Here is a 19,108-nt window from a genome sequence, read left to right as displayed (position 1 = left end):
GGGAATTATTCATGGCTAAAGTTCAAATCACCCTCACTAAAAGTTTAATTGGGCGTCCACAAGCGCAACGTGATACAGTGAAAGCATTAGGATTGACTAAAGTGAACTCAACTGTAGAACACGAAGATAACGATGCAATTCGTGGACAAATTAACAAAGTATCACACTTAGTAACAGTAGAAGAGAAATAGTATTCACAATTTATCTTAGGGAGGTGCAACAAAGATGAAATTACATGAAATGAAACCAGTAGAAGGTGCACGTAATACGCGCAACCGTGTTGGACGTGGTATGTCAAGTGGTAACGGTAAAACAAGTGGTCGTGGTCACAAAGGTCAAAACGCACGTTCAGGTGGCGGTGTACGTTTAGGATTCGAAGGTGGACAACTTCCATTATTCAGACGTTTACCAAAACGTGGATTTACTAACATAAACCGTAAAGAATATGCTATTGTTAATTTAGAGACTTTGAATCGTTTCGAAGAAGGTACTGAAATCAATCCAGCTGTACTTGTTGAAGCAGGTATTGTTAAGAATGAAAAATCAGGAATTAAAATCTTAGGTAACGGTTCATTAGATAAAAAGTTAACAATTAAAGCTCATAAATTCTCTCGTTCAGCAGTTGAAGCGATTGAAGCTAAGGGCGGAACTTACGAGGTGATCTAATGATTGGAACGTTAATCAATTTCTTTAAAGTTAAAGAAATTAGAAACAAGATCCTATTTACACTAGCAATGCTTTTAATTTTTAAGATTGGAACGTTTATTCCTGTTCCAGGTGTTGATCCGTCAGCATTTGACACTGGAAATAAACAAGGTGTTATGGACTTATTCAACACATTCGGTGGTGGAGCGTTGAAAAACTTCTCCATTCTTGCAATGGGTATTATGCCATACATTACAGCATCAATCGTTGTTCAATTATTGCAGATGGATGTTGTTCCGAAATTTACAGAATGGGCTAAGCAAGGTGACGTTGGTCGTCGTAAATTGACTCAATTTACACGCTACTTCACGATTGTGCTAGCATTTATTCAAGCATTAGCGATGTCGTATTCATTTAATAGAATGTTACAGGGTCAATTAATAACGGATCAATCAGTATGGGGTTATTTGCTGATCGCAATCGTACTCACAACAGGGACTGCATTTTTAATGTGGCTTGGTGAGATGATTACTCAACATGGTGTTGGTAATGGTATTTCAATTATTATCTTTGCGGGTATATTAGCAGTAATTCCTGATGCACTTATACAACTTTATCAACAAAACTTTGTCGGTGCTGATAATACGACAATGGCAGTGTTACAAGTTGTTGGCTTGTTTGTATTCTTAGTGTTGATTACAGCATTAAGTGTATTTATTCTACAAGCTGTTCGTAAAATTCCGATTCAATATGCAAAACGTCAAACACAAGGATCTAGACTTGCACCACAGTCAACTTTCTTACCATTGAAAGTGAACCCTGCCGGTGTAATCCCAGTAATCTTTGCGATGGCATTCTTTATGTTACCGCAGACATTATCATTATTCTTCCCAGATCAACAATGGGCCAAGTCATTTGCTAACGCGAGTGACCCGAGTAATCCTATTGGTATGATCGTTTATGTTGTATTAATTATTGCGTTTACGTATTTCTATTCATTCGTTCAAGTGAATCCTGAACAAATGGCTGAAAACTTACAAAAACAAGGGAGTTATGTCCCGGGGATTCGCCCAGGTAAGTCAACAGAGAAATATATTACGTCAGTGTTATATCGTTTAGTGTTTGTCGGCTCAATATTTTTAGCAGCAATCTCAATATTGCCATTACTTGTTACGAAATTTATGAACTTACCTCAAGCAATTCAAGTTGGGGGTACGAGCTTACTGATCGTAATCGGTGTAGCTTTAGAGACAATGAAGACGTTAGAAGCACAATTAAACGAACGTGAATATAAAGGGTTCAGAAAAAGATAAAAGGGGATTATATTATAATGAATATCATTCTTATGGGTTTACCAGGTGCTGGTAAAGGAACGCAAGCAGAATTAATAACAGAAAAATACCCAATTCCACATATTTCTACAGGTGATATGTTCCGAAAAGCGATGAAAGATGAAACACCACTCGGTGCGAAAGCGAAATCTTTTATGGATAAAGGTGAACTAGTACCTGATGAAGTAACCATTGGAATTGTTAGAGATAGATTGAATGAGTCTGATGCATCTAAAGGATTTTTGCTTGATGGTTTCCCAAGAACGGTTGAGCAAGCAGAAGCATTAAACGAGATTATGAAGGATTTGTCATCAAAAATTGATGCAGTCATTTATATTAACGTTGCTCAAGAAGAATTGTTAACGCGCTTAACAGGGAGAAGAATTTGTAAAACATGTGGTAAAGCATATCATTTAGTATTCAATCCACCAAAAGTTGAAGGTGTGTGCGATAATGATGGTACTAAGCTTTATCAACGTGAAGACGATAACCCTGAAACAGTTCAAAACCGATTAGATGTTAACATTAAGCAAACTAAGCCATTATTAGATTTCTATGATGCACAAGGTGTATTAAAAGAAGTGAATGGTGAAGGTGATATCGATGATGTGTTTAATGAAATTCAGTCCATTTTAGTGGATTTAAATCAATAACCCATCACTTAACAACATGAAGCTAAAGCTCTTTGGAACCGGAGTTGAATTAGATCAGGAGCAGATACAACCGTCTCTCTAAAATCGTTTATAATCGCACAACTAATATATTTCAATATGTTTTCCGAACGCTTCATAGATTTTAACAATAATCATTAAGTGAGGAGGGAATTAATTTGGCTAAACAAGATGTGATTGAATTAGAAGGAACAGTACTCGATACACTTCCAAATGCACAGTTCAAAGTAGAACTTGAGAACGGACATGAGATTTTAGCTCATGTATCGGGTAAGATTCGTATGAACTACATCCGTATCTTACCAGGCGATAAAGTGACAGTTGAAATGTCACCATACGATTTAACAAGAGGACGTATTACGTATCGTTATAAATAATGAAGCTCCACAAATAAGGAGGTTTGAATAACTATGAAAGTAAGACCATCAGTTAAACCAATCTGTGAAAAATGTAAAGTTATCCGCAGAAAAGGTAAAGTTATGGTAATTTGTGAAAACCCTAAGCATAAGCAAAAACAAGGATAATTAATGGAGGTGTAAAGGTATGGCTCGTATCGCAGGAGTAGACATTCCACGTGAAAAACGTATCGTAATTTCGTTAACTTATGTATACGGTATCGGAAAGAAACGTTCTGAAGAGATCTTAGCGAAAGCTGGAGTTTCTGAAGACACGCGTACACGTGATTTAACTGAAGATGAATTAAATAAAATTCGTGAAGTTGTAGATAGTTACAAAGTAGAAGGTGACTTACGTCGTGAGATCAACATGGATATTAAACGTCTAATGGAGATTGCTTCTTACCGTGGAATCCGTCATCGTCGTGGTTTACCAGTTCGTGGTCAACATACGAAAAACAACGCACGTACTCGTAAAGGTCCAGTTAAAACAGTAGCAAACAAAAAGAAATAATAAGTAAAGGAGTGAGTTTAATATGGCACGTAAACAAGTATCTCGTAAACGTCGAGTGAAAAAGAATATTGAAACAGGTGTAGCACATATCCGTTCTACATTTAACAATACGATCGTGACAATTACTGATGATTTCGGTAACGCAATTTCATGGTCATCAGCTGGTGCACTTGGATTCAAAGGTAGTAAGAAATCAACACCATTCGCTGCCCAAATGGCAAGTGAAACTGCTTCTAAAGCTGCGATGGAACACGGACTTAAGTCTGTTGAAGTAACAGTTAAAGGACCTGGTTCTGGTCGTGAATCAGCAATCCGTGCATTACAATCAGCTGGTTTAGAAGTTACAGCGATTAAAGATGTAACACCAGTTCCTCATAACGGTTGTCGCCCACCGAAACGTCGTCGTGTATAATAGTTTTAAAATCAATCCGTTTAATTTATAATTTAAATGAATCTCATTAACTGACATTCGACGTATTGAAGGAGGATATTAATCAATGATTGAAATCGAGAAGCCTAGAATTGAAACAATTGAAGTAAGCGATGATTCTAAGTTTGGTAAGTTCGTCATCGAACCATTAGAACGTGGCTATGGAACAACGCTTGGAAACTCCTTACGTCGTATCCTACTGTCTTCATTACCAGGTGCGGCCGTTAAACACATTGAAATTGAAGGTGTATTACATGAATTCTCAGCGATTGATAACGTTGTAGAAGATGTAACATCGATTATTATGAACTTAAAAGAATTATCACTTAAGATTTACTCTGATGAAGAGAAAACACTTGAAATAGACGTAAATCAAGCAGGCGAAGTGACTGCTAAAGATATTACGCATGATAGTGATGTTGAAATCTTAAATCCTGAATTATATATTGCTACTGTATCTGAAGGCGGTCATTTCAAAATGCGCTTGGTAGCGAACAAAGGTCGTGGTTATGCACGAGCTGAAGATAATAAAACAGGAGACTTACCAATTGGTGTTATTCCGATTGACTCAATCTATACACCAGTAGAACGTGTAAATTACACTGTTGAGAATACACGTGTAGGTCAAATGACTAATTTTGATAAGTTAACATTAGATGTGTGGACTGACGGTTCAATCACACCACAAGAAGCTATTTCTTTAAGTGCGAAGATTTTCACTGAGCATTTGAATATATTTGTAGGCTTGACAGATGAAGCGCAAAACGCTGAAATCATGGTTGAGAAACAAACAGATCAAAAAGAAAAAGTCCTTGAAATGTCGATAGAAGAATTAGACTTATCAGTGCGTTCATACAACTGCTTGAAGCGTGCAGGCATTAATTCTGTACAAGAATTAGCAGATAAGAGTGAGGCTGATATGATGAAAGTTCGTAATTTAGGACGTAAGTCATTAGAAGAAGTGAAAGTTAAGTTAGAAGACTTAGGTCTATCACTACAAAAAGAAGACCAATAGAGTAAAGGAGGTTACACATATGGGTTACAGAAAATTAGGTCGTACATCAGACCAACGTAAAGCATTGTTACGTGACTTATCGACATCATTAATCGTTAAAGAACGTATCGAAACGACAGAAGCGAAAGCGAAAGAAGTTCGTAAATCTGTAGAGAAATTAATTACTTTAGGTAAACGTGGAGATTTAAATGCACGTCGTCAAGCGATTAAAGTATTGCGTCCAGTTGAAATCACGAATGAAGATGAATCAACTCAAGATGCAGTTCAAAAATTATTCGCAGAAATCGCACCACGTTACGAAGACCGTCAAGGTGGATATACTCGTATCATGAAAAAAGGTCCTCGTCGTGGAGACGGTTCAGAAATGGTGATTATCGAGTTAGTATAGTCACTAAACCTAAAAGTGAAGAGTGTTACGATGATGTTTTGATAAAACATTCGTCTAGCTCATTCGTGCCCTGAATATCATTTCATATATACGCGTGATCCCTTCAGGGCACGCGCTTTTTTTATACATAATATACAATAGGTGTAAGGAGGTGTTTAGCAATGTTTGAGTTCGATCATGTATCATTCCAATACAAGCAATCATCAGAGCGAATTATTGATCAATTGTCATTTCAAATTCAACCGACGCAGCATATCGCAATCATCGGAGCGAACGGATCAGGGAAGTCAACCATTGCTAAACTCGCTCTATCCATATTGAATCCTACAGAGGGTAAGATTAAGGAGAAGCCCAATTTAAAGAAATCAATCGTCTTCCAAAATCCCGATAATCAATTTGTCGGAGTGACCGTAGAAGATGATATTGCATTCGGATTAGAGTATCATCAAATTCCACAGTATGAAATGAAAGATAGAATATACGAATCATTGGAGCTTGTTGATATGATCGATTATTTACAACATGAAGTATCGAAACTGTCGGGGGGACAGAAACAACGTGTTGCTTTAGCAGGGGCGCTTGCGATACAACCAGATTTGATTTTTTTAGATGAAGTGACCAGTATGTTAGATCCAAATGGACGTCAACAATTTGGTGATATATTAAAACGTCTTAAGCATAGACAACAGATGAGTATGATTCAAATTACACATGATATGGAAGAGGCAAAGCTTGCAGATTTAGTCATTGTCATGAATGATGGTCGTAAAATCATGGAAGGGTCTCCAGAAGAAATATTTACTCGAGTTGATGAACTTCGTGCTGTTGGTTTAACGGTACCGTATGCGATGCGAATTGCTCATGAGATGGGGATGGATACGTCTGTTTATATTACAGAAGATGAGTTGGTGAACAGAATATGATTCAAGCTAAACAGCTATACCACACGTATCAACCGAACTCACCGCTCGCTCATAATGCATTAAGTGACATTAATTTTACGATTGAGAAGCAACAGATTACCGCGATTGTTGGTCACACGGGTTCAGGAAAGTCTACGTTAATTCAACATTTCAATGGATGGTTGCAGCCGACGGATGGAATATTACATGTGCTTGATCAACACGTCACGAAACGAGCGAAGCCGAAACGATTATTTAATCTACGTCAGCGTGTTGGGATTGTATTTCAATCTCCTGAAACTCAATTGTTCGAAGCGACAGTGCTTGATGATATTATCTTTGGTCCAATGCGCTATGGGATGTCTAAAGAAGATGCGATTGACCGCGCTTATCGATTAGCTGATGAGTTGGGATTAGATCGGTCATTGCTTGATCGGAACCCTATTCAATTATCTGGTGGTGAGAAAAGACGTGTCGCATTATTATGTATTATTGCAATGAATCCAGACATTCTCGTATTAGATGAACCGACTGCTGCACTTGATTATAAAGGTGTTCAAGATGTTATGAAGATGATTCACACATTGAGACGCCAAGGGATTACGATCATTATCGTCTCACATGATATGGATTTAGTCGCTGAACTGAGTGATGCAACGATTGAACTCTCTGATGGACGTTTGTCATTCGTTGGTTCAACTGACCAGTATATAGATCATTTATATACATCAAATTTAGTTGAACAGTTGCCAACGATTGTTAGACTACAATTACGCGCGGGCTATTCAATCGATGACTGCATCATAAAAGAAAAGGACTTTATAGAGCAATGGAGGATTCGCCATGCTAAAAGATAATTTAGTCGGCAAATATATTCCTCAAGATTCTGTGATTCATCATTTAGACCCAAGAGCGAAATTTTTGGCGTTCTTTCTATTAATGTTAATCGTTTTTATTGCGAATTCTGTTGTGACATACGGTGTGTTAATTGCTGTCGCATTGATATTGACTCTATTTGCTAAATTTAATATTAGTTATGTATTGAATGGGTTAAAGCCTATTCTATTGATTGTATTATTCGCATTCTTTGTCCATTTATTCACAACAAAGGGTGGAGAGTTGTTATGGTCATGGAAGTTTCTATCAATCTATTCTCACGGATTAGTCCAAGGAATATTTATATCATTACGATTTATTTTATTGATGTATTTTGCAACGATTTTAACGCTATCAACGAGTCCAATCGAATTGACGCAAGGGATAGAATCGTTATGTGCACCACTTAAAGTTATCGGTATTCCCGTTGAATCGATTGCGTTAATGATGTCTATCGCGATTCGTTTTATTCCGACACTCATTGACGAACTTGATTTAATTCGAAGAGCTCAAGCGGCGCGTGGTGCTGATGTCGCAATGGGCTCATTGAGTGCACGATTTAAAGCAGTACAAGCGTTGGTCATCCCAATCTTTATTCAATCATTTAAGCGCGCTGAAGATTTAGCTAATGCGATGGAAGCTAGAGGTTATGATACGAATGTTCAGCGAACATACTATAAAGTACTGACGTGGAAATTTAAAGATACATTGATTATAATTTCAGTGATGTGCATTGGAGTACTATTAATACTGTTGAGACTTAACAACATTTAAGATAAGGAGATTCATATGGAGCGAATTTTAATGTCGTTACAATATAATGGTGCAGCTTATCAAGGGTTTCAGATTCAACACGATTTGAAGACGGTGCAACGTGAATTAGAACGCATTACACAACGGATGCATCAACAATTCGTCCGAATTCACCCAGCGAGTCGAACAGATAAAGGCGTTCATGCTTTGGAACAATTTATTCATTTCGATAGCCATTTAACGCTACCAGAAGATAAATGGATGCATGCGTTTAATTCAGCCCTTCCTAATGACATCGTTGTTACTCGAGTGAATAAGGTGGATGACCAATTTCATTGCCGATATGACACAATCGGGAAGATGTATCGTTACCGAGTGTATACGAATCCTTTGCGAGATCCATTGAAGGTTAACTTAATGACACATATGCCTTATGACTTGAATATTACTGACATGCAAAAAGCTGCTAGACTTTTTGAAGGAACGCATGATTTTACTAGTTTTTGTTCAGCGAAAACCGAAATCGATCGAAAAGTCCGCACCATTTATTTATCGAAAGTGATTGAAACAACATATGGATTTGATTTCGTCATTGTCGGCGATGGCTTTTTGTACAACATGGTTCGTATTATCGTCAATTTTTTAACCGACATAGCACAAGGATTTCGCGAAGTTGATGATGTCCATAAGGTCATCGAAGCTCGTGATCGTACGAAAGCACATAAGACCGCACCAAGTGAAGGGCTCTATTTAGAGCGAACATTTTATTCAGAAGATGAGTTAAAACATTGTGTTGCTGAATTAAATACGTTATAAAAGAATTAAGAAAGTATGAGGAGGAATGATGATGGAATATAATCAATATATTGATCATACGCAATTGAAGCAAGATGCAACATTAAATCAAATCAATACACTAATCGAAGAGGCAAAACAATACAACTTCAAAAGTGTCTGTGTTCAACCGAGTTACGTCGCACATAGTCGTAAAGCATTACAAGACAGTGAAGTCCTCGTATGTACAGTCGTTGGATTCCCATTAGGTCAAAACGCGACCGAAACGAAAGTCTTCGAAACAGTTCAAGCAATCAAAGACGGAGCCGATGAAATTGATATGGTGATCAACGTCGCGAAGTTAAAAGATGAATTATACGATGAAGTCCAATTAGATATCCAAAGCGTTGTGTCAGCAGCGCATAAAGAATCAAAAATCGTCAAAGTCATATTAGAAACGTGCTTATTATCAGATGATGAAATTAAGAAAGCGTGTGAAATCTCTGAAAAAGCCGGAGCAGATTTCGTCAAAACATCGACAGGATTTTCAACAGGCGGCGCAACGGTTGAAGCCGTTCAACTGATGAAGCAAACTGTAGGAGACAGACTTGAAGTGAAAGCAAGCGGAGGTGTTCGCTCATTAGAAGACATGAACAAAATGATCGAAGCCGGCGCAACGCGCATCGGCGCATCAAGCGGAGTGAAAATCATGCAAGGATTAGAGAGCGATAGTGATTACTAAAAAATACTAAACCCGATAAAATTTTATTTTATCGGGTTATTTCTTTGCCAAAATTTTAAGTGATTGAATTTAGTTTGCAATATTAGTTGAGTATAGTGGGTAGATTGAGTAACAAATGTTGAAACTACCTACTAAAAAAGGTTTATAGTGGGTAGATTGAGAGAAAAGTGTTGAAACTAACCACTAAAGTAGTTGTATAGTGGGTAGATTGAGAGAAAAGTGTTGAAACTACCTACTAAAAAAGGTTTATAGTGGGTAGATTGAGAGAAAAGTGTCGAAACTACCCACTAAAGTAGTTGTATAGTGGATAGATTGAGTAGGAAACTCAAAACGACCAACCAAAAAATTTTAGTCAACAGCATTTAATAAGAATATCGCGTTTGTTAAATCAATCACCATCGAGTGAACATCATCATCAATTAAGGTATAATATAATTAAAACAACCGAGGAGGTTATGACAATGAGAATGGTTGATGTTATTGAAAAAAAGCGTGATGGACATGCATTGTCGGCAGAAGAAATTGAGTTTTTCGTTCAAGGTTACTCGAAAGGTGATATTCCAGATTATCAAGCATCTGCATTAGCAATGACGATATTTTTCCAAGATATGAATGATGAAGAACGTGGTGAATTAACACGACAGATGGTCTTATCTGGACAGGAAATCGATCTCTCTGAAATTGATGGTATCAAAGTGGATAAGCATTCAACGGGTGGTGTTGGAGATACGACGACATTAGTGCTGGCCCCATTAGTTGCGAGTGTTGGTGTGCCAGTTGCGAAGATGAGTGGTCGTGGGTTAGGGCATACCGGTGGAACATTAGATAAGTTAGAGTCTTTCGAAGGCTTCAACATCGAGTTAGACCAACAATCATTTATCGATTGCGTCAATCGAGATAAAGTTGCAGTCATCGGTCAATCAGGTGATTTAACACCAGCGGATAAAAAATTATACGCCCTTCGAGATGTGACAGCGACTGTGAACTCAATTCCGTTAATTGCCTCTTCAATTATGAGTAAAAAAATCGCATCAGGTGCAGAACGGATCGTTCTCGATGTTAAAGTGGGTAAAGGTGCATTTATGAAAGACATCGAAAGTGCCTCTGAACTAGCAAAAGCAATGGTTTCTATCGGTCAACATATCGGACGTACGACGGAAGCGGTTATCTCTGATATGAATCAACCACTCGGTTATGCAATTGGTAATGCGTTAGAAGTGAAAGAAGCGATTGATACATTGACTGGCAATGGGCCTGAAGATTTGACTGAACTTGTATTAGAACTAGGCAGTCGAATGGTTGTACTCGGTGAAAAAGCTTCAACGATTGAAGAAGCCCGTGAAATGTTAATCGAAGCGATTGAATCGAAGAAAGCATTAGAAACGTTTAAAACATTTATAAAAAATCAAGGCGGTAATCCATCGCAAGTAGATAATCCAACGACATTACCAACCGCTCAGTATCAAATCGATGTACCGGCTGAATCATCAGGTTACATTACTGAACTGATCGCGAATGAACTCGGTGTTGCAAGTATGCATTTAGGTGCCGGTCGAGCGACAAAAGATGATGTGATTGATCTTGCTGTCGGCATCGTATTACACAAAAAGATTGGTGACCAAGTAGAAGCTGGAGAATCTATCGCAACGATACATGCCAATCAACAAGACGTTGAAGCGGTGAAGGAGAAAGTGTTGAATGCGGTGAAGATCAATGATGAACGTATTGAATACCCACTCATTCATAAAGTCATCACAGGAAAGGATGTTACACAATGACATATTCATTTAAACGTATCCATTTAATCGTTCTAGACTCAGTCGGCATCGGAGAAGCACCAGATGCGAAGGATTTCAATGATGAAGGCAGTCATACGTTAAAGCACATATTAGAGCACACACCAACAGAACTCCCTAACTTAGAACAACTTGGCTTAGGTAATATTGAATCGTTACCAACAGTGAAACCCGTTGATGAACCGAACGCTTTTTATACGAAGATGGAAGAGTCGTCTGTTGGTAAAGATACGATGACAGGCCATTGGGAGCTCATGGGACTAAATATTCAAGAACCATTCAAAGTATACCCGAACGGATTCCCGGATGATCTTATCAAGCAGATTGAAGAACATACAGGACGCAAAGTTGTTGCAAATCGACCAGCGAGTGGTACACAAATCATCGATGAATGGGGAGAGCATCAGTTGAATACTGGTGATTTAATCGTCTATACTTCGGCAGATCCAGTATTGCAAATTGCGGCCCATGAAGATGTCATTCCAGTGGATGAACTGTATGAAATCTGTGAATATGTCAGAGAAATTACGAAAGATCCTAAATATTTGATCGGACGAATTATCGCACGACCTTATATCGGAATACCGGGGCAATTTGAACGAACATCAAACCGTCATGATTACGCGTTAAAACCATTCGGTGAGACGACGATGAACGCGCTTAAAGATGCTCAATTAGACGTTATCGCAGTCGGTAAAATTAATGATATCTTCGACGGTGAAGGGGTCACTCAATCTGTCCGAACGAAAGATAATATGGACGGCGTAGATCAATTATTGAACGTCATGAAGCAACCTTTTACAGGACTTAGCTTTACGAATCTTGTCGACTTTGATGCGAAATACGGTCACCGAAGAGATCCGAAAGGATATGCGGAAGCGTTGAAAGCATTCGATGATCGACTGCCAGAATTGATGAATCACCTTGAGCAGGATGATTTACTCATCATTACAGCAGATCATGGTAACGACCCAACAGCACCAGGAACAGACCATACGAGAGAATATGTACCATTACTCATTCATTCACCGTCGATTGAATCGACACAGTACGGTAAAATTAGACAGTCTAAGACATTTAGTGATATCGCAATGACAATCGCTGATAACTTTGGCGTAAAGCAACCATCATATGGTGAAAGCTTTATGAATGAATTGAATAAATAATGACGAAAGCGACATGACATTTATGCTATAATAGGTGTTATGTTGCTTTTTAATTTTAATGAGAAACATACGAAATTTCATTGACAAAAACCGTCAAAAATTATATGATAGTTAACGGTATTGTTTTATATCACCCCACGATAAGCCCCGGAAACTTATTGTGTAACATGATATATGAAACGAAGACTCAAGCGAATTGAATAAAAAATGAATGAATCGATACATTTAATGTACGGAATTGAAGGAGGAATACACCATGCGTCAAACTTTTATGGCGAATGAATCAAACATCGAACGTAAATGGTTCGTTGTTGATGCAGAAGGTCAAACGTTAGGTCGTTTGTCTACAGAAGTGGCAGCACTTTTACGCGGTAAGCATAAAGTGACTTTCACACCACACGTTGATACTGGTGACAATGTCATCATCATTAATGCGGATAAGATTGAATTTACAGGAAATAAAGCGATGGACAAAATGTACTATCGTCACTCTCAACATCCAGGTGGATTGAAATCAATCTCAGCAGGTGAGTTAAGAGAGAAAAATCCTGAGCGTTTATTAGAGAATTCTATTAAAGGAATGCTACCTCACAACAAGTTAGGTAGAGCGATCGCGAAGAAATTATACGTATATGCGGGTAGCGAGCATCCACACGCTGCACAAAAACCAGAAAACTACGAGTTACGTGGTTAATAGAGGAGGGTACACATTATGGCAGTAGTAGAATACAAAGGTACAGGTCGTCGTAAGAGCTCAGTAGCACGTGTACGCTTAGTTCCTGGTGAAGGTAACATCACTGTTAACAAGCGTGACGTACGTGAGTACTTACCATTTGAATCATTAATTTTAGACTTAAATCAACCATTTGATTTAACAGAAACTCAAGGAAACTACGATGTAATCGTAAACGTGCACGGCGGTGGATTCACTGGTCAAGCACAAGCGATTCGTCATGGGATTGCAAGAGCTTTATTACAAGCTGATCCTGAACATCGTGGTGTATTAAAGCGTGCGGGTATGTTAACACGTGACCCACGTATGAAAGAACGTAAGAAGCCAGGTCTTAAAGGCGCACGTCGTTCACCACAATTCTCAAAACGTTAATATTGCCAAAGCTGTTGCGAGTTTATTCGCTTACAGATTTGGTATGCAAATTGCGACAGCAATTTGTGTTCAATTGAAGATACGTCTATAGCACTTCTCGAAAATATTCGAGAGGTGCTTTTTTATAATCTTTTCATGACTAATGCCCTTCATAGTTATTAAGACTAAATATATTTATTAAATATCCATATGAAGTCTAATCATATCAATAGCTTGTATATGATTTTCATAAATTTCATCATGATCGTTTTTTAAGAAAAAATCTTTGTCGATATAATTAATTCTGAATCCTACCTTCTGATATAAAGCTAACTGGTTAATACTTGAATTAGCAGTACCGATTTCAATATGTTTAAACCCTTTGTTTTTTGTATTATTTATAGCAAATTTAAGTAACTTCTTAGCATAACCTTTTCCTTGATAGTTTGGATCAATCGCAATATTAATTATTTCTAATGTGTTAGGGCGTGTAGGTAACAATACAATGACACCAATTGTCTGGTCTTTTTCAATCAACTTTTTATTAAAAGAAGATCTTCTTACTTTTAATGAAGACCAAAATCTTCTTTCAAGTATAACAAGGTTAATAAAAACAATCTCGAACGGATTTAAGCGTCTATTAGAAATATATTTTAAGGAACGGATGGAATTAAGAAAGAGGCAATTAAAGTTTCAAGCAAGAACTCCATTATCTTTGTTAACCGTAAAGACGGATATGGAAATTTTTGTACGATTAGTGCGTTGGCTTCAAGAGAATAAAAGTCATCTTACATCATGGGGATACTGTACAACAAGTGGATATACATACATTTCTCCTTAGTTTAACACCTAAACAACGTGAAATTGTAAGAAAGGATTTATTAGTGTTATTCAAATTAGCTAGAAGAAAAAGAATTATAACGCATATACCGATTTTAGATATTAAATCTAGAGAATTACCTCCAACAATTGAGCCTTTAACTTTTGAGGAACAAATTAAAGTAGCCAAAACAATAAAAAGTAATCTTTTTGAACAACCTTTAGAATGTCTACTAAGCTCTTTCTGTTTTTATCATGGTTTATCTTCGAAGATGATTAAAGAAATTAAACTGACAGATTTAGATATAGATAGAAAGGTGATTCATTTTAAGGATAGACCGCCGGTCTATTTATCTGAAGACGAGATAACATTGATAAATGAATATGCAAAATTAAGAACGAATATTAAAAATGCAAATAATAAAACACATTTAATAATAAGCTCCAACTCAACAATGATTTATGGGGATAAACCTGTTAATAACCGTTTCATATTGAGAAAGGTAAAGGATTTATCTGGTTTCACCCCGTAAGGCTTTGAGGATTACTTGTTTTAATGTAATAGCAAGTAATTTTGGCCCTCAACTACTTGTAGAAGGATTGGGTATATCTTTGACGCAAGCATCAAGATACGGAAAGTTAGAGGATTATCTTATCGAAGAACAAATACAATCTGGAAGAGAATTTTTACATGGTCAGTAAATTCAAATAGATGGATCTGAAAAGTCATATACTAATGGAGACTAAGTTTAACATCACCTTTTATTGAATGATTATAAAAAGTTTGTGATAAAGTCTACTTAAACTAACGGGCAGTTATGTTTAAGATACTTTAAAATTTGGTTAAAATCTCCGAAAGGATTGGTTTCTAACATTAGAAACCAATCCTTTTTATTGTAATATTAATTACATCTCAATCAAACAATCATTTGACTATTTGTTTATAGTAGGTTATATTATAATCTCAATCAAACAATCATTTGACTATTTGTTTATAGTAAGTTATATTATAATCTCAATCAAACAATCATTTGACTATTTGCTTATAGTAGGTTATATTATAATCATCAAACAAACAGTCATTTGAATAAGGAGGATAATTATGACAAAAGATATGTGTGAAGTTACCTGTATTCATGAAGATAAGGTAAACAGGGCTAAAAAAGATCTTGCTAAACAGAATCTTATGGATGTAGCGAAAGTTTTTAAGGCTCTATCAGATGATACAAGAGTTAAAATTGCTTATGTTTTGTCTTTAGAGGGAGAGTTATGTGTTTGTGATGTAGCTAATATCATTGAATCTTCAACGGCTACGGCATCCCATCATTTAAGATTATTGAAAAATTTAGGTATAGCAACATACCGCAAAGAAGGAAAATTAGTCTATTATTCACTGGATGATGAGCATGTTAAACAGCTCGTAGAAAAAGCTATCGAGCATCAGAAGGAGGCTATGAAAATTGGATAATACAGCAAAAACCTTAACAGAAGATAAAAATGTTTATCGTGTGGAGGGTTTCTCCTGTGCAAACTGTGCAGGGAAATTCGAAAAAAATGTAAAACAACTACCAGGAGTACAGGATGCTAAAGTCAATTTTGGAGCTTCTAAAATTGATGTAGTTGGAAATGTAACCGTTGAAGAACTAGAAGAGGCTGGTGCTTTCGAGAATCTTAAAGTGGTACCAGAGAAATCAAGAAGACGGGTCGAACCTGTTGAAGATAAAAATGTTTACCGTGTGGAGGGATTTTCCTGCGCAAACTGTGCTGGGAAGTTTGAAAAAAATGTAAAACAACTAGCTGGAGTTCAGGATGCAAAAGTGAACTTTGGCGCTTCCAAAATTGATATATATGGAAATGCATCGGTTGAAGATCTTGAAAAAGCAGGTGCTTTCGAGAATCTTAAAGTATTTCCTGAAAAACTGGCGAATCAAACGACAAAAGAGACCAGAGAGGACAACAAGGTTCAAAAAGAAGAGAAAATACCATTTTATAAAAAACATAGTACATTACTGTTTGCCGCATTACTAATTGCTTTTGGTTACCTTTCTCACTTTGTAAATGGAGAAGATAACCTCGTAACTTCCATGTTATTTGTAGGTTCAATTGTAATTGGCGGATATTCACTATTTAAAGTTGGTTTTCAAAATTTGATACGCTTTGATTTCGACATGAAAACCCTGATGACAGTTGCCGTTATTGGAGCTGCCATCATTGGTGAATGGGCAGAGGCGGCCATTGTTGTCATTCTATTTGCAATCAGTGAAGCTCTGGAACGTTTCTCTATGGACAGAGCAAGACAGTCCATTCGTTCATTGATGGATATTGCCCCAAAAGAAGCACTTGTTAGACGAAATGGTCAGGAAATAACGATCAATGTAGATGATATTGTTGTAGGCGATATTATGATTGTTAAGCCAGGGCAAAAAATTGCCATGGATGGGCTAGTTGTTAATGGCCTGTCGGCTGTCAATCAGGCAGCTATAACAGGAGAATCAGTCCCTGTTTCCAAAACAGTAGATGATGAAGTATTTGCAGGTACGCTTAACGAAGAGGGATTACTTGAAGTAAAAATCACCAAATATGTAGAGGATACAACCATTGCCAAAATCATTCATCTTGTTGAAGAAGCACAAGGGGAGCGTGCTCCAGCCCAAGCATTCGTAGATAAGTTTGCAAAATATTACACTCCGATCATTATGGTTATTGCAGCCTTGGTTGCAGTAGTTCCACCTTTATTCTTTGGTGGAGGATGGGATACATGGGTTTACCAAGGATTAGCAGTACTTGTAGTTGGGTGTCCTTGTGCATTAGTAATTTCTACTCCAATTTCGATTGTTTCGGCAATTGGAAATGCTGCTAAAAAAGGTGTGTTGATTAAAGGTGGTGCCTATTTGGAGGAATTGGGAGCCATCAAGTCAATCGCATTTGATAAAACAGGAACACTGACAAAAGGTGTACCTGCGGTAACAGATTTTAAAGTATTAAATAATCAAGTGGAAGAAAAAGAGCTATTTTCCATTATTACAGCTTTAGAATATCGTTCACAACATCCACTTGCTTCAGCAATTATGCAGAGGGCTGAGCAAGATAATATTCCTTATTCGAATGTGCAAGTGGAAGACTTCGCTTCGATTACTGGGCGAGGTATAAAAGGGGTTGTAAACGGAACAACTTATTATATTGGTAGTCCCAGACTTTTTAAGGAATTAAATGTTTCCGATTTTAGTCTTGAGTTTGAAAACAATGTGAAAATCCTACAAAATCAAGGAAAAACAGCCATGATCATTGGAACGGAACAAACAATCCTCGGTGTAATTGCCGTTTCAGATGAAGTACGTGAAACAAGCAAAAATGTGATTCAAAAACTTCACCAGTTAGGAATTAAGCAAACAATAATGCTAACTGGTGATAATCAAGGTACCGCAAATGCAATTGGTGCACACGTAGGCGTATCTGATATTCAATCCGAATTGATGCCACAGGATAAATTAAATTTTATTAAAAAAATGCAATCGGAGCATGGTAACGTAGCTATGATTGGCGATGGCGTTAATGATGCTCCTGCACTTGCTGCATCCACTGTTGGAATAGCAATGGGCGGTGCTGGTACAGATACTGCAATCGAAACAGCTGATATTGCCTTAATGGGAGACGATTTAAGCAAACTTCCATTTGCAGTAAGACTCAGTCGAAAAACGCTAAATATCATCAAAGCTAACATCATTTTTGCTATCGGAATTAAAGTAATTGCCTTACTATTGGTTATTCCAGGCTGGCTAACCCTTTGGATTGCGATTCTCTCCGATATGGGAGCTACTATTTTGGTAGCATTAAATAGTTTACGACTGATGAGAGTGAAGGATAAATAGGTACTATATGTGTGAAATTTACGGAAGGGCTTTTCAATTTGAAGAAAAGTCCTACCCTAAAATATTGGAGGTGGAAAAATGATCGCAACGATACTGACTGCAGCTGCGGTATATGTAGCAACAGGAATTGATTATCTCGTCATATTAATTCTTTTGTTTTCGCAAGTAAAAAAAGGTCAGGTAAAACATATTTGGATAGGACAATATATAGGGACTGTAATTGTGATAGGAGCAAGTCTTTTAGTTGCACAGGGGATTGTGAATTTAATTCCGCAGCAATGGGTTATCGGACTACTTGGACTTTTACCACTTTACTTAGGTGTGAAAATATGGATTAAAGGAGAAGAGGAGCAAGATGAAAGTAGTATTTTATCCTTATTCTCCTCTGGGAAATTTAATCAATTATTTTTGACGATGACTTTCATCGTATTGGCTTCCAGTGCGGATGACTTTTCGATTTATATACCGTACTTCACGACCTTAAATATGTCTGAAATCTTTATTGCTGTTATTGTCTTTTTGATTATGGTTGCTGTTTTATGTTATGTCAGTTATCGCTTAGCTTCCTTAGATTTTATATCAGAAAAAATTGAGAAATATGAACGTTGGATTGTACCTATTGTATTCATTGGGTTAGGGATTTATATATTGTTTGAAAATGGAACATTTAATGCTCTGATTTCATTTCTTTTTTGAATTGGCAAATCTAAATCATAAAGGATAACTTTTTCATTGTTTAACTATTTGGTGCTTTAGTTTAAGAACAGATAATTGATTTAATAAAAAAGAGTCCCTTTTGATTATTTAATATCAACGTATACGACAGTTTATACAACTGTACGAAATCCTAAAGTTTTTTGAATGTAAAAAATCAGGACTTAAAGGCGCTCGTCGTTCACCACAGTTCTCAAAATGTTAATGTATCAACGATTACAAGC

Annotated in this window: 24 protein-coding genes; 23 read left to right on the top strand and 1 reads right to left on the bottom strand. The window is 37.0% G+C overall.

All coding sequences use genetic code 11. The annotated features are described in order from the left end of the window. Window positions 1–11: 11 nt before the first annotated feature. The 19 genes from rpmD (at window position 12) to rpsI (ending at window position 13,503) form a co-directional block, all read left to right on the top strand. Window positions 12–191 carry a 50S ribosomal protein L30 gene (rpmD, locus tag EDD62_RS06040; protein WP_123807932.1) on the top strand — a complete coding sequence of 60 codons (180 nt, stop codon included), beginning with the start codon at window positions 12–14 and terminating at the stop codon, window positions 189–191. Window positions 192–225: 34 nt separating this feature from the next. Further along, window positions 226–666 carry a 50S ribosomal protein L15 gene (gene rplO / locus EDD62_RS06035; RefSeq protein WP_077139645.1) on the top strand — a complete coding sequence of 147 codons (441 nt, stop codon included), beginning with the start codon at window positions 226–228 and terminating at the stop codon, window positions 664–666. After that, window positions 666–1,958, top strand: a complete 1,293-nt coding sequence (gene secY, locus EDD62_RS06030) for a preprotein translocase subunit SecY (RefSeq protein ID WP_077139646.1) — start codon at window positions 666–668, stop codon at window positions 1,956–1,958. Before rplO ends, secY begins: the two co-directional genes overlap by 1 nt. Before the next feature lie 17 nt (window positions 1,959–1,975). Further along, window positions 1,976–2,629, top strand: coding sequence for an adenylate kinase (locus tag EDD62_RS06025; protein WP_123807931.1), 654 nt, complete (start codon window positions 1,976–1,978; stop codon window positions 2,627–2,629). Window positions 2,630–2,805: 176 nt separating this feature from the next. Further along, a complete protein-coding gene (infA, locus tag EDD62_RS06020) occupies window positions 2,806–3,024 on the top strand; it encodes a translation initiation factor IF-1 (RefSeq protein WP_077139648.1) in 219 nt (72 codons plus the stop codon). 33 nt (window positions 3,025–3,057) lie between these two features. Further along, window positions 3,058–3,171, top strand: coding sequence for a 50S ribosomal protein L36 (gene rpmJ / locus EDD62_RS06015; protein ID WP_003156543.1), 114 nt, complete (start codon window positions 3,058–3,060; stop codon window positions 3,169–3,171). Between the two features lie 19 nt (window positions 3,172–3,190). After that, window positions 3,191–3,556, top strand: coding sequence for a 30S ribosomal protein S13 (rpsM, locus tag EDD62_RS06010; RefSeq protein WP_077139649.1), 366 nt, complete (start codon window positions 3,191–3,193; stop codon window positions 3,554–3,556). A 22-nt stretch (window positions 3,557–3,578) separates the two neighbouring features. Next, a complete protein-coding gene (gene rpsK, locus EDD62_RS06005; protein WP_077139650.1) occupies window positions 3,579–3,968 on the top strand; it encodes a 30S ribosomal protein S11 in 390 nt (129 codons plus the stop codon). A gap of 85 nt (window positions 3,969–4,053) precedes the next feature. Next, a complete protein-coding gene (locus tag EDD62_RS06000) occupies window positions 4,054–5,001 on the top strand; it encodes a DNA-directed RNA polymerase subunit alpha (RefSeq protein WP_077139651.1) in 948 nt (315 codons plus the stop codon). Window positions 5,002–5,020: 19 nt separating this feature from the next. Next, window positions 5,021–5,389: a 50S ribosomal protein L17 gene (rplQ, locus tag EDD62_RS05995; RefSeq protein WP_077139652.1), complete on the top strand. Its 369-nt coding sequence runs from the start codon at window positions 5,021–5,023 to the stop codon at window positions 5,387–5,389. Between the two features lie 161 nt (window positions 5,390–5,550). Further along, window positions 5,551–6,312 carry an energy-coupling factor transporter ATPase gene (locus EDD62_RS05990; protein ID WP_123807930.1) on the top strand — a complete coding sequence of 254 codons (762 nt, stop codon included), beginning with the start codon at window positions 5,551–5,553 and terminating at the stop codon, window positions 6,310–6,312. Beyond that, window positions 6,309–7,148, top strand: a complete 840-nt coding sequence (locus EDD62_RS05985; RefSeq protein ID WP_123807929.1) for an ATP-binding cassette domain-containing protein — start codon at window positions 6,309–6,311, stop codon at window positions 7,146–7,148. The genes EDD62_RS05990 and EDD62_RS05985 overlap by 4 nt, the downstream gene beginning before the upstream one ends. Continuing rightward, window positions 7,135–7,941, top strand: a complete 807-nt coding sequence (locus EDD62_RS05980) for an energy-coupling factor transporter transmembrane component T family protein (RefSeq protein WP_123807928.1) — start codon at window positions 7,135–7,137, stop codon at window positions 7,939–7,941. Before EDD62_RS05985 ends, EDD62_RS05980 begins: the two co-directional genes overlap by 14 nt. A 15-nt stretch (window positions 7,942–7,956) precedes the next feature. Further along, window positions 7,957–8,736, top strand: coding sequence for a tRNA pseudouridine(38-40) synthase TruA (gene truA / locus EDD62_RS05975; protein WP_123807927.1), 780 nt, complete (start codon window positions 7,957–7,959; stop codon window positions 8,734–8,736). A gap of 31 nt (window positions 8,737–8,767) precedes the next feature. Beyond that, window positions 8,768–9,436, top strand: coding sequence for a deoxyribose-phosphate aldolase (gene deoC, locus EDD62_RS05970; protein ID WP_123807926.1), 669 nt, complete (start codon window positions 8,768–8,770; stop codon window positions 9,434–9,436). 461 nt (window positions 9,437–9,897) lie between these two features. Next, on the top strand, window positions 9,898–11,214 hold the full coding sequence (locus EDD62_RS05965; protein ID WP_123807925.1) for a pyrimidine-nucleoside phosphorylase: 1,317 nt from the start codon (window positions 9,898–9,900) through the stop codon (window positions 11,212–11,214). After that, on the top strand, window positions 11,211–12,398 hold the full coding sequence (gene deoB, locus EDD62_RS05960) for a phosphopentomutase (protein ID WP_123807924.1): 1,188 nt from the start codon (window positions 11,211–11,213) through the stop codon (window positions 12,396–12,398). Before EDD62_RS05965 ends, deoB begins: the two co-directional genes overlap by 4 nt. Window positions 12,399–12,654: 256 nt before the next feature. Next, window positions 12,655–13,092 carry a 50S ribosomal protein L13 gene (gene rplM, locus EDD62_RS05955; RefSeq protein ID WP_077139661.1) on the top strand — a complete coding sequence of 146 codons (438 nt, stop codon included), beginning with the start codon at window positions 12,655–12,657 and terminating at the stop codon, window positions 13,090–13,092. An 18-nt stretch (window positions 13,093–13,110) separates the two neighbouring features. Continuing rightward, window positions 13,111–13,503, top strand: a complete 393-nt coding sequence (gene rpsI / locus EDD62_RS05950) for a 30S ribosomal protein S9 (protein WP_077139662.1) — start codon at window positions 13,111–13,113, stop codon at window positions 13,501–13,503. A gap of 177 nt (window positions 13,504–13,680) precedes the next feature. Here the strand turns inward: rpsI and EDD62_RS05945 are convergent, their stop codons facing one another. After that, entirely contained in the window at window positions 13,681–14,079 is a 399-nt protein-coding gene (locus tag EDD62_RS05945; RefSeq protein WP_282957925.1) for a GNAT family N-acetyltransferase, read from the bottom strand. A gap of 218 nt (window positions 14,080–14,297) precedes the next feature. Between EDD62_RS05945 and EDD62_RS05940 the strand changes: the two genes are divergently transcribed. From EDD62_RS05940 to EDD62_RS05925, 4 genes are all read left to right on the top strand, one after another. Then, window positions 14,298–14,834 carry a hypothetical protein gene (locus tag EDD62_RS05940; protein WP_123807922.1) on the top strand — a complete coding sequence of 179 codons (537 nt, stop codon included), beginning with the start codon at window positions 14,298–14,300 and terminating at the stop codon, window positions 14,832–14,834. A 569-nt stretch (window positions 14,835–15,403) separates the two neighbouring features. After that, window positions 15,404–15,769 carry an ArsR/SmtB family transcription factor gene (locus tag EDD62_RS05935; protein ID WP_123807921.1) on the top strand — a complete coding sequence of 122 codons (366 nt, stop codon included), beginning with the start codon at window positions 15,404–15,406 and terminating at the stop codon, window positions 15,767–15,769. Beyond that, window positions 15,762–18,170: a heavy metal translocating P-type ATPase gene (locus tag EDD62_RS05930; protein ID WP_123807920.1), complete on the top strand. Its 2,409-nt coding sequence runs from the start codon at window positions 15,762–15,764 to the stop codon at window positions 18,168–18,170. Before EDD62_RS05935 ends, EDD62_RS05930 begins: the two co-directional genes overlap by 8 nt. Window positions 18,171–18,248: 78 nt before the next feature. Then, window positions 18,249–18,866: a CadD family cadmium resistance transporter gene (locus EDD62_RS05925; protein ID WP_123807919.1), complete on the top strand. Its 618-nt coding sequence runs from the start codon at window positions 18,249–18,251 to the stop codon at window positions 18,864–18,866. Window positions 18,867–19,108: the final 242 nt, after the last annotated feature.

The organism is Abyssicoccus albus (genome assembly GCF_003815035.1).
Classification (GTDB): Bacteria; Bacillota; Bacilli; order Staphylococcales; family Abyssicoccaceae; genus Abyssicoccus; species Abyssicoccus albus.
This window is presented reverse-complemented; position numbering and strand designations above follow the sequence as displayed.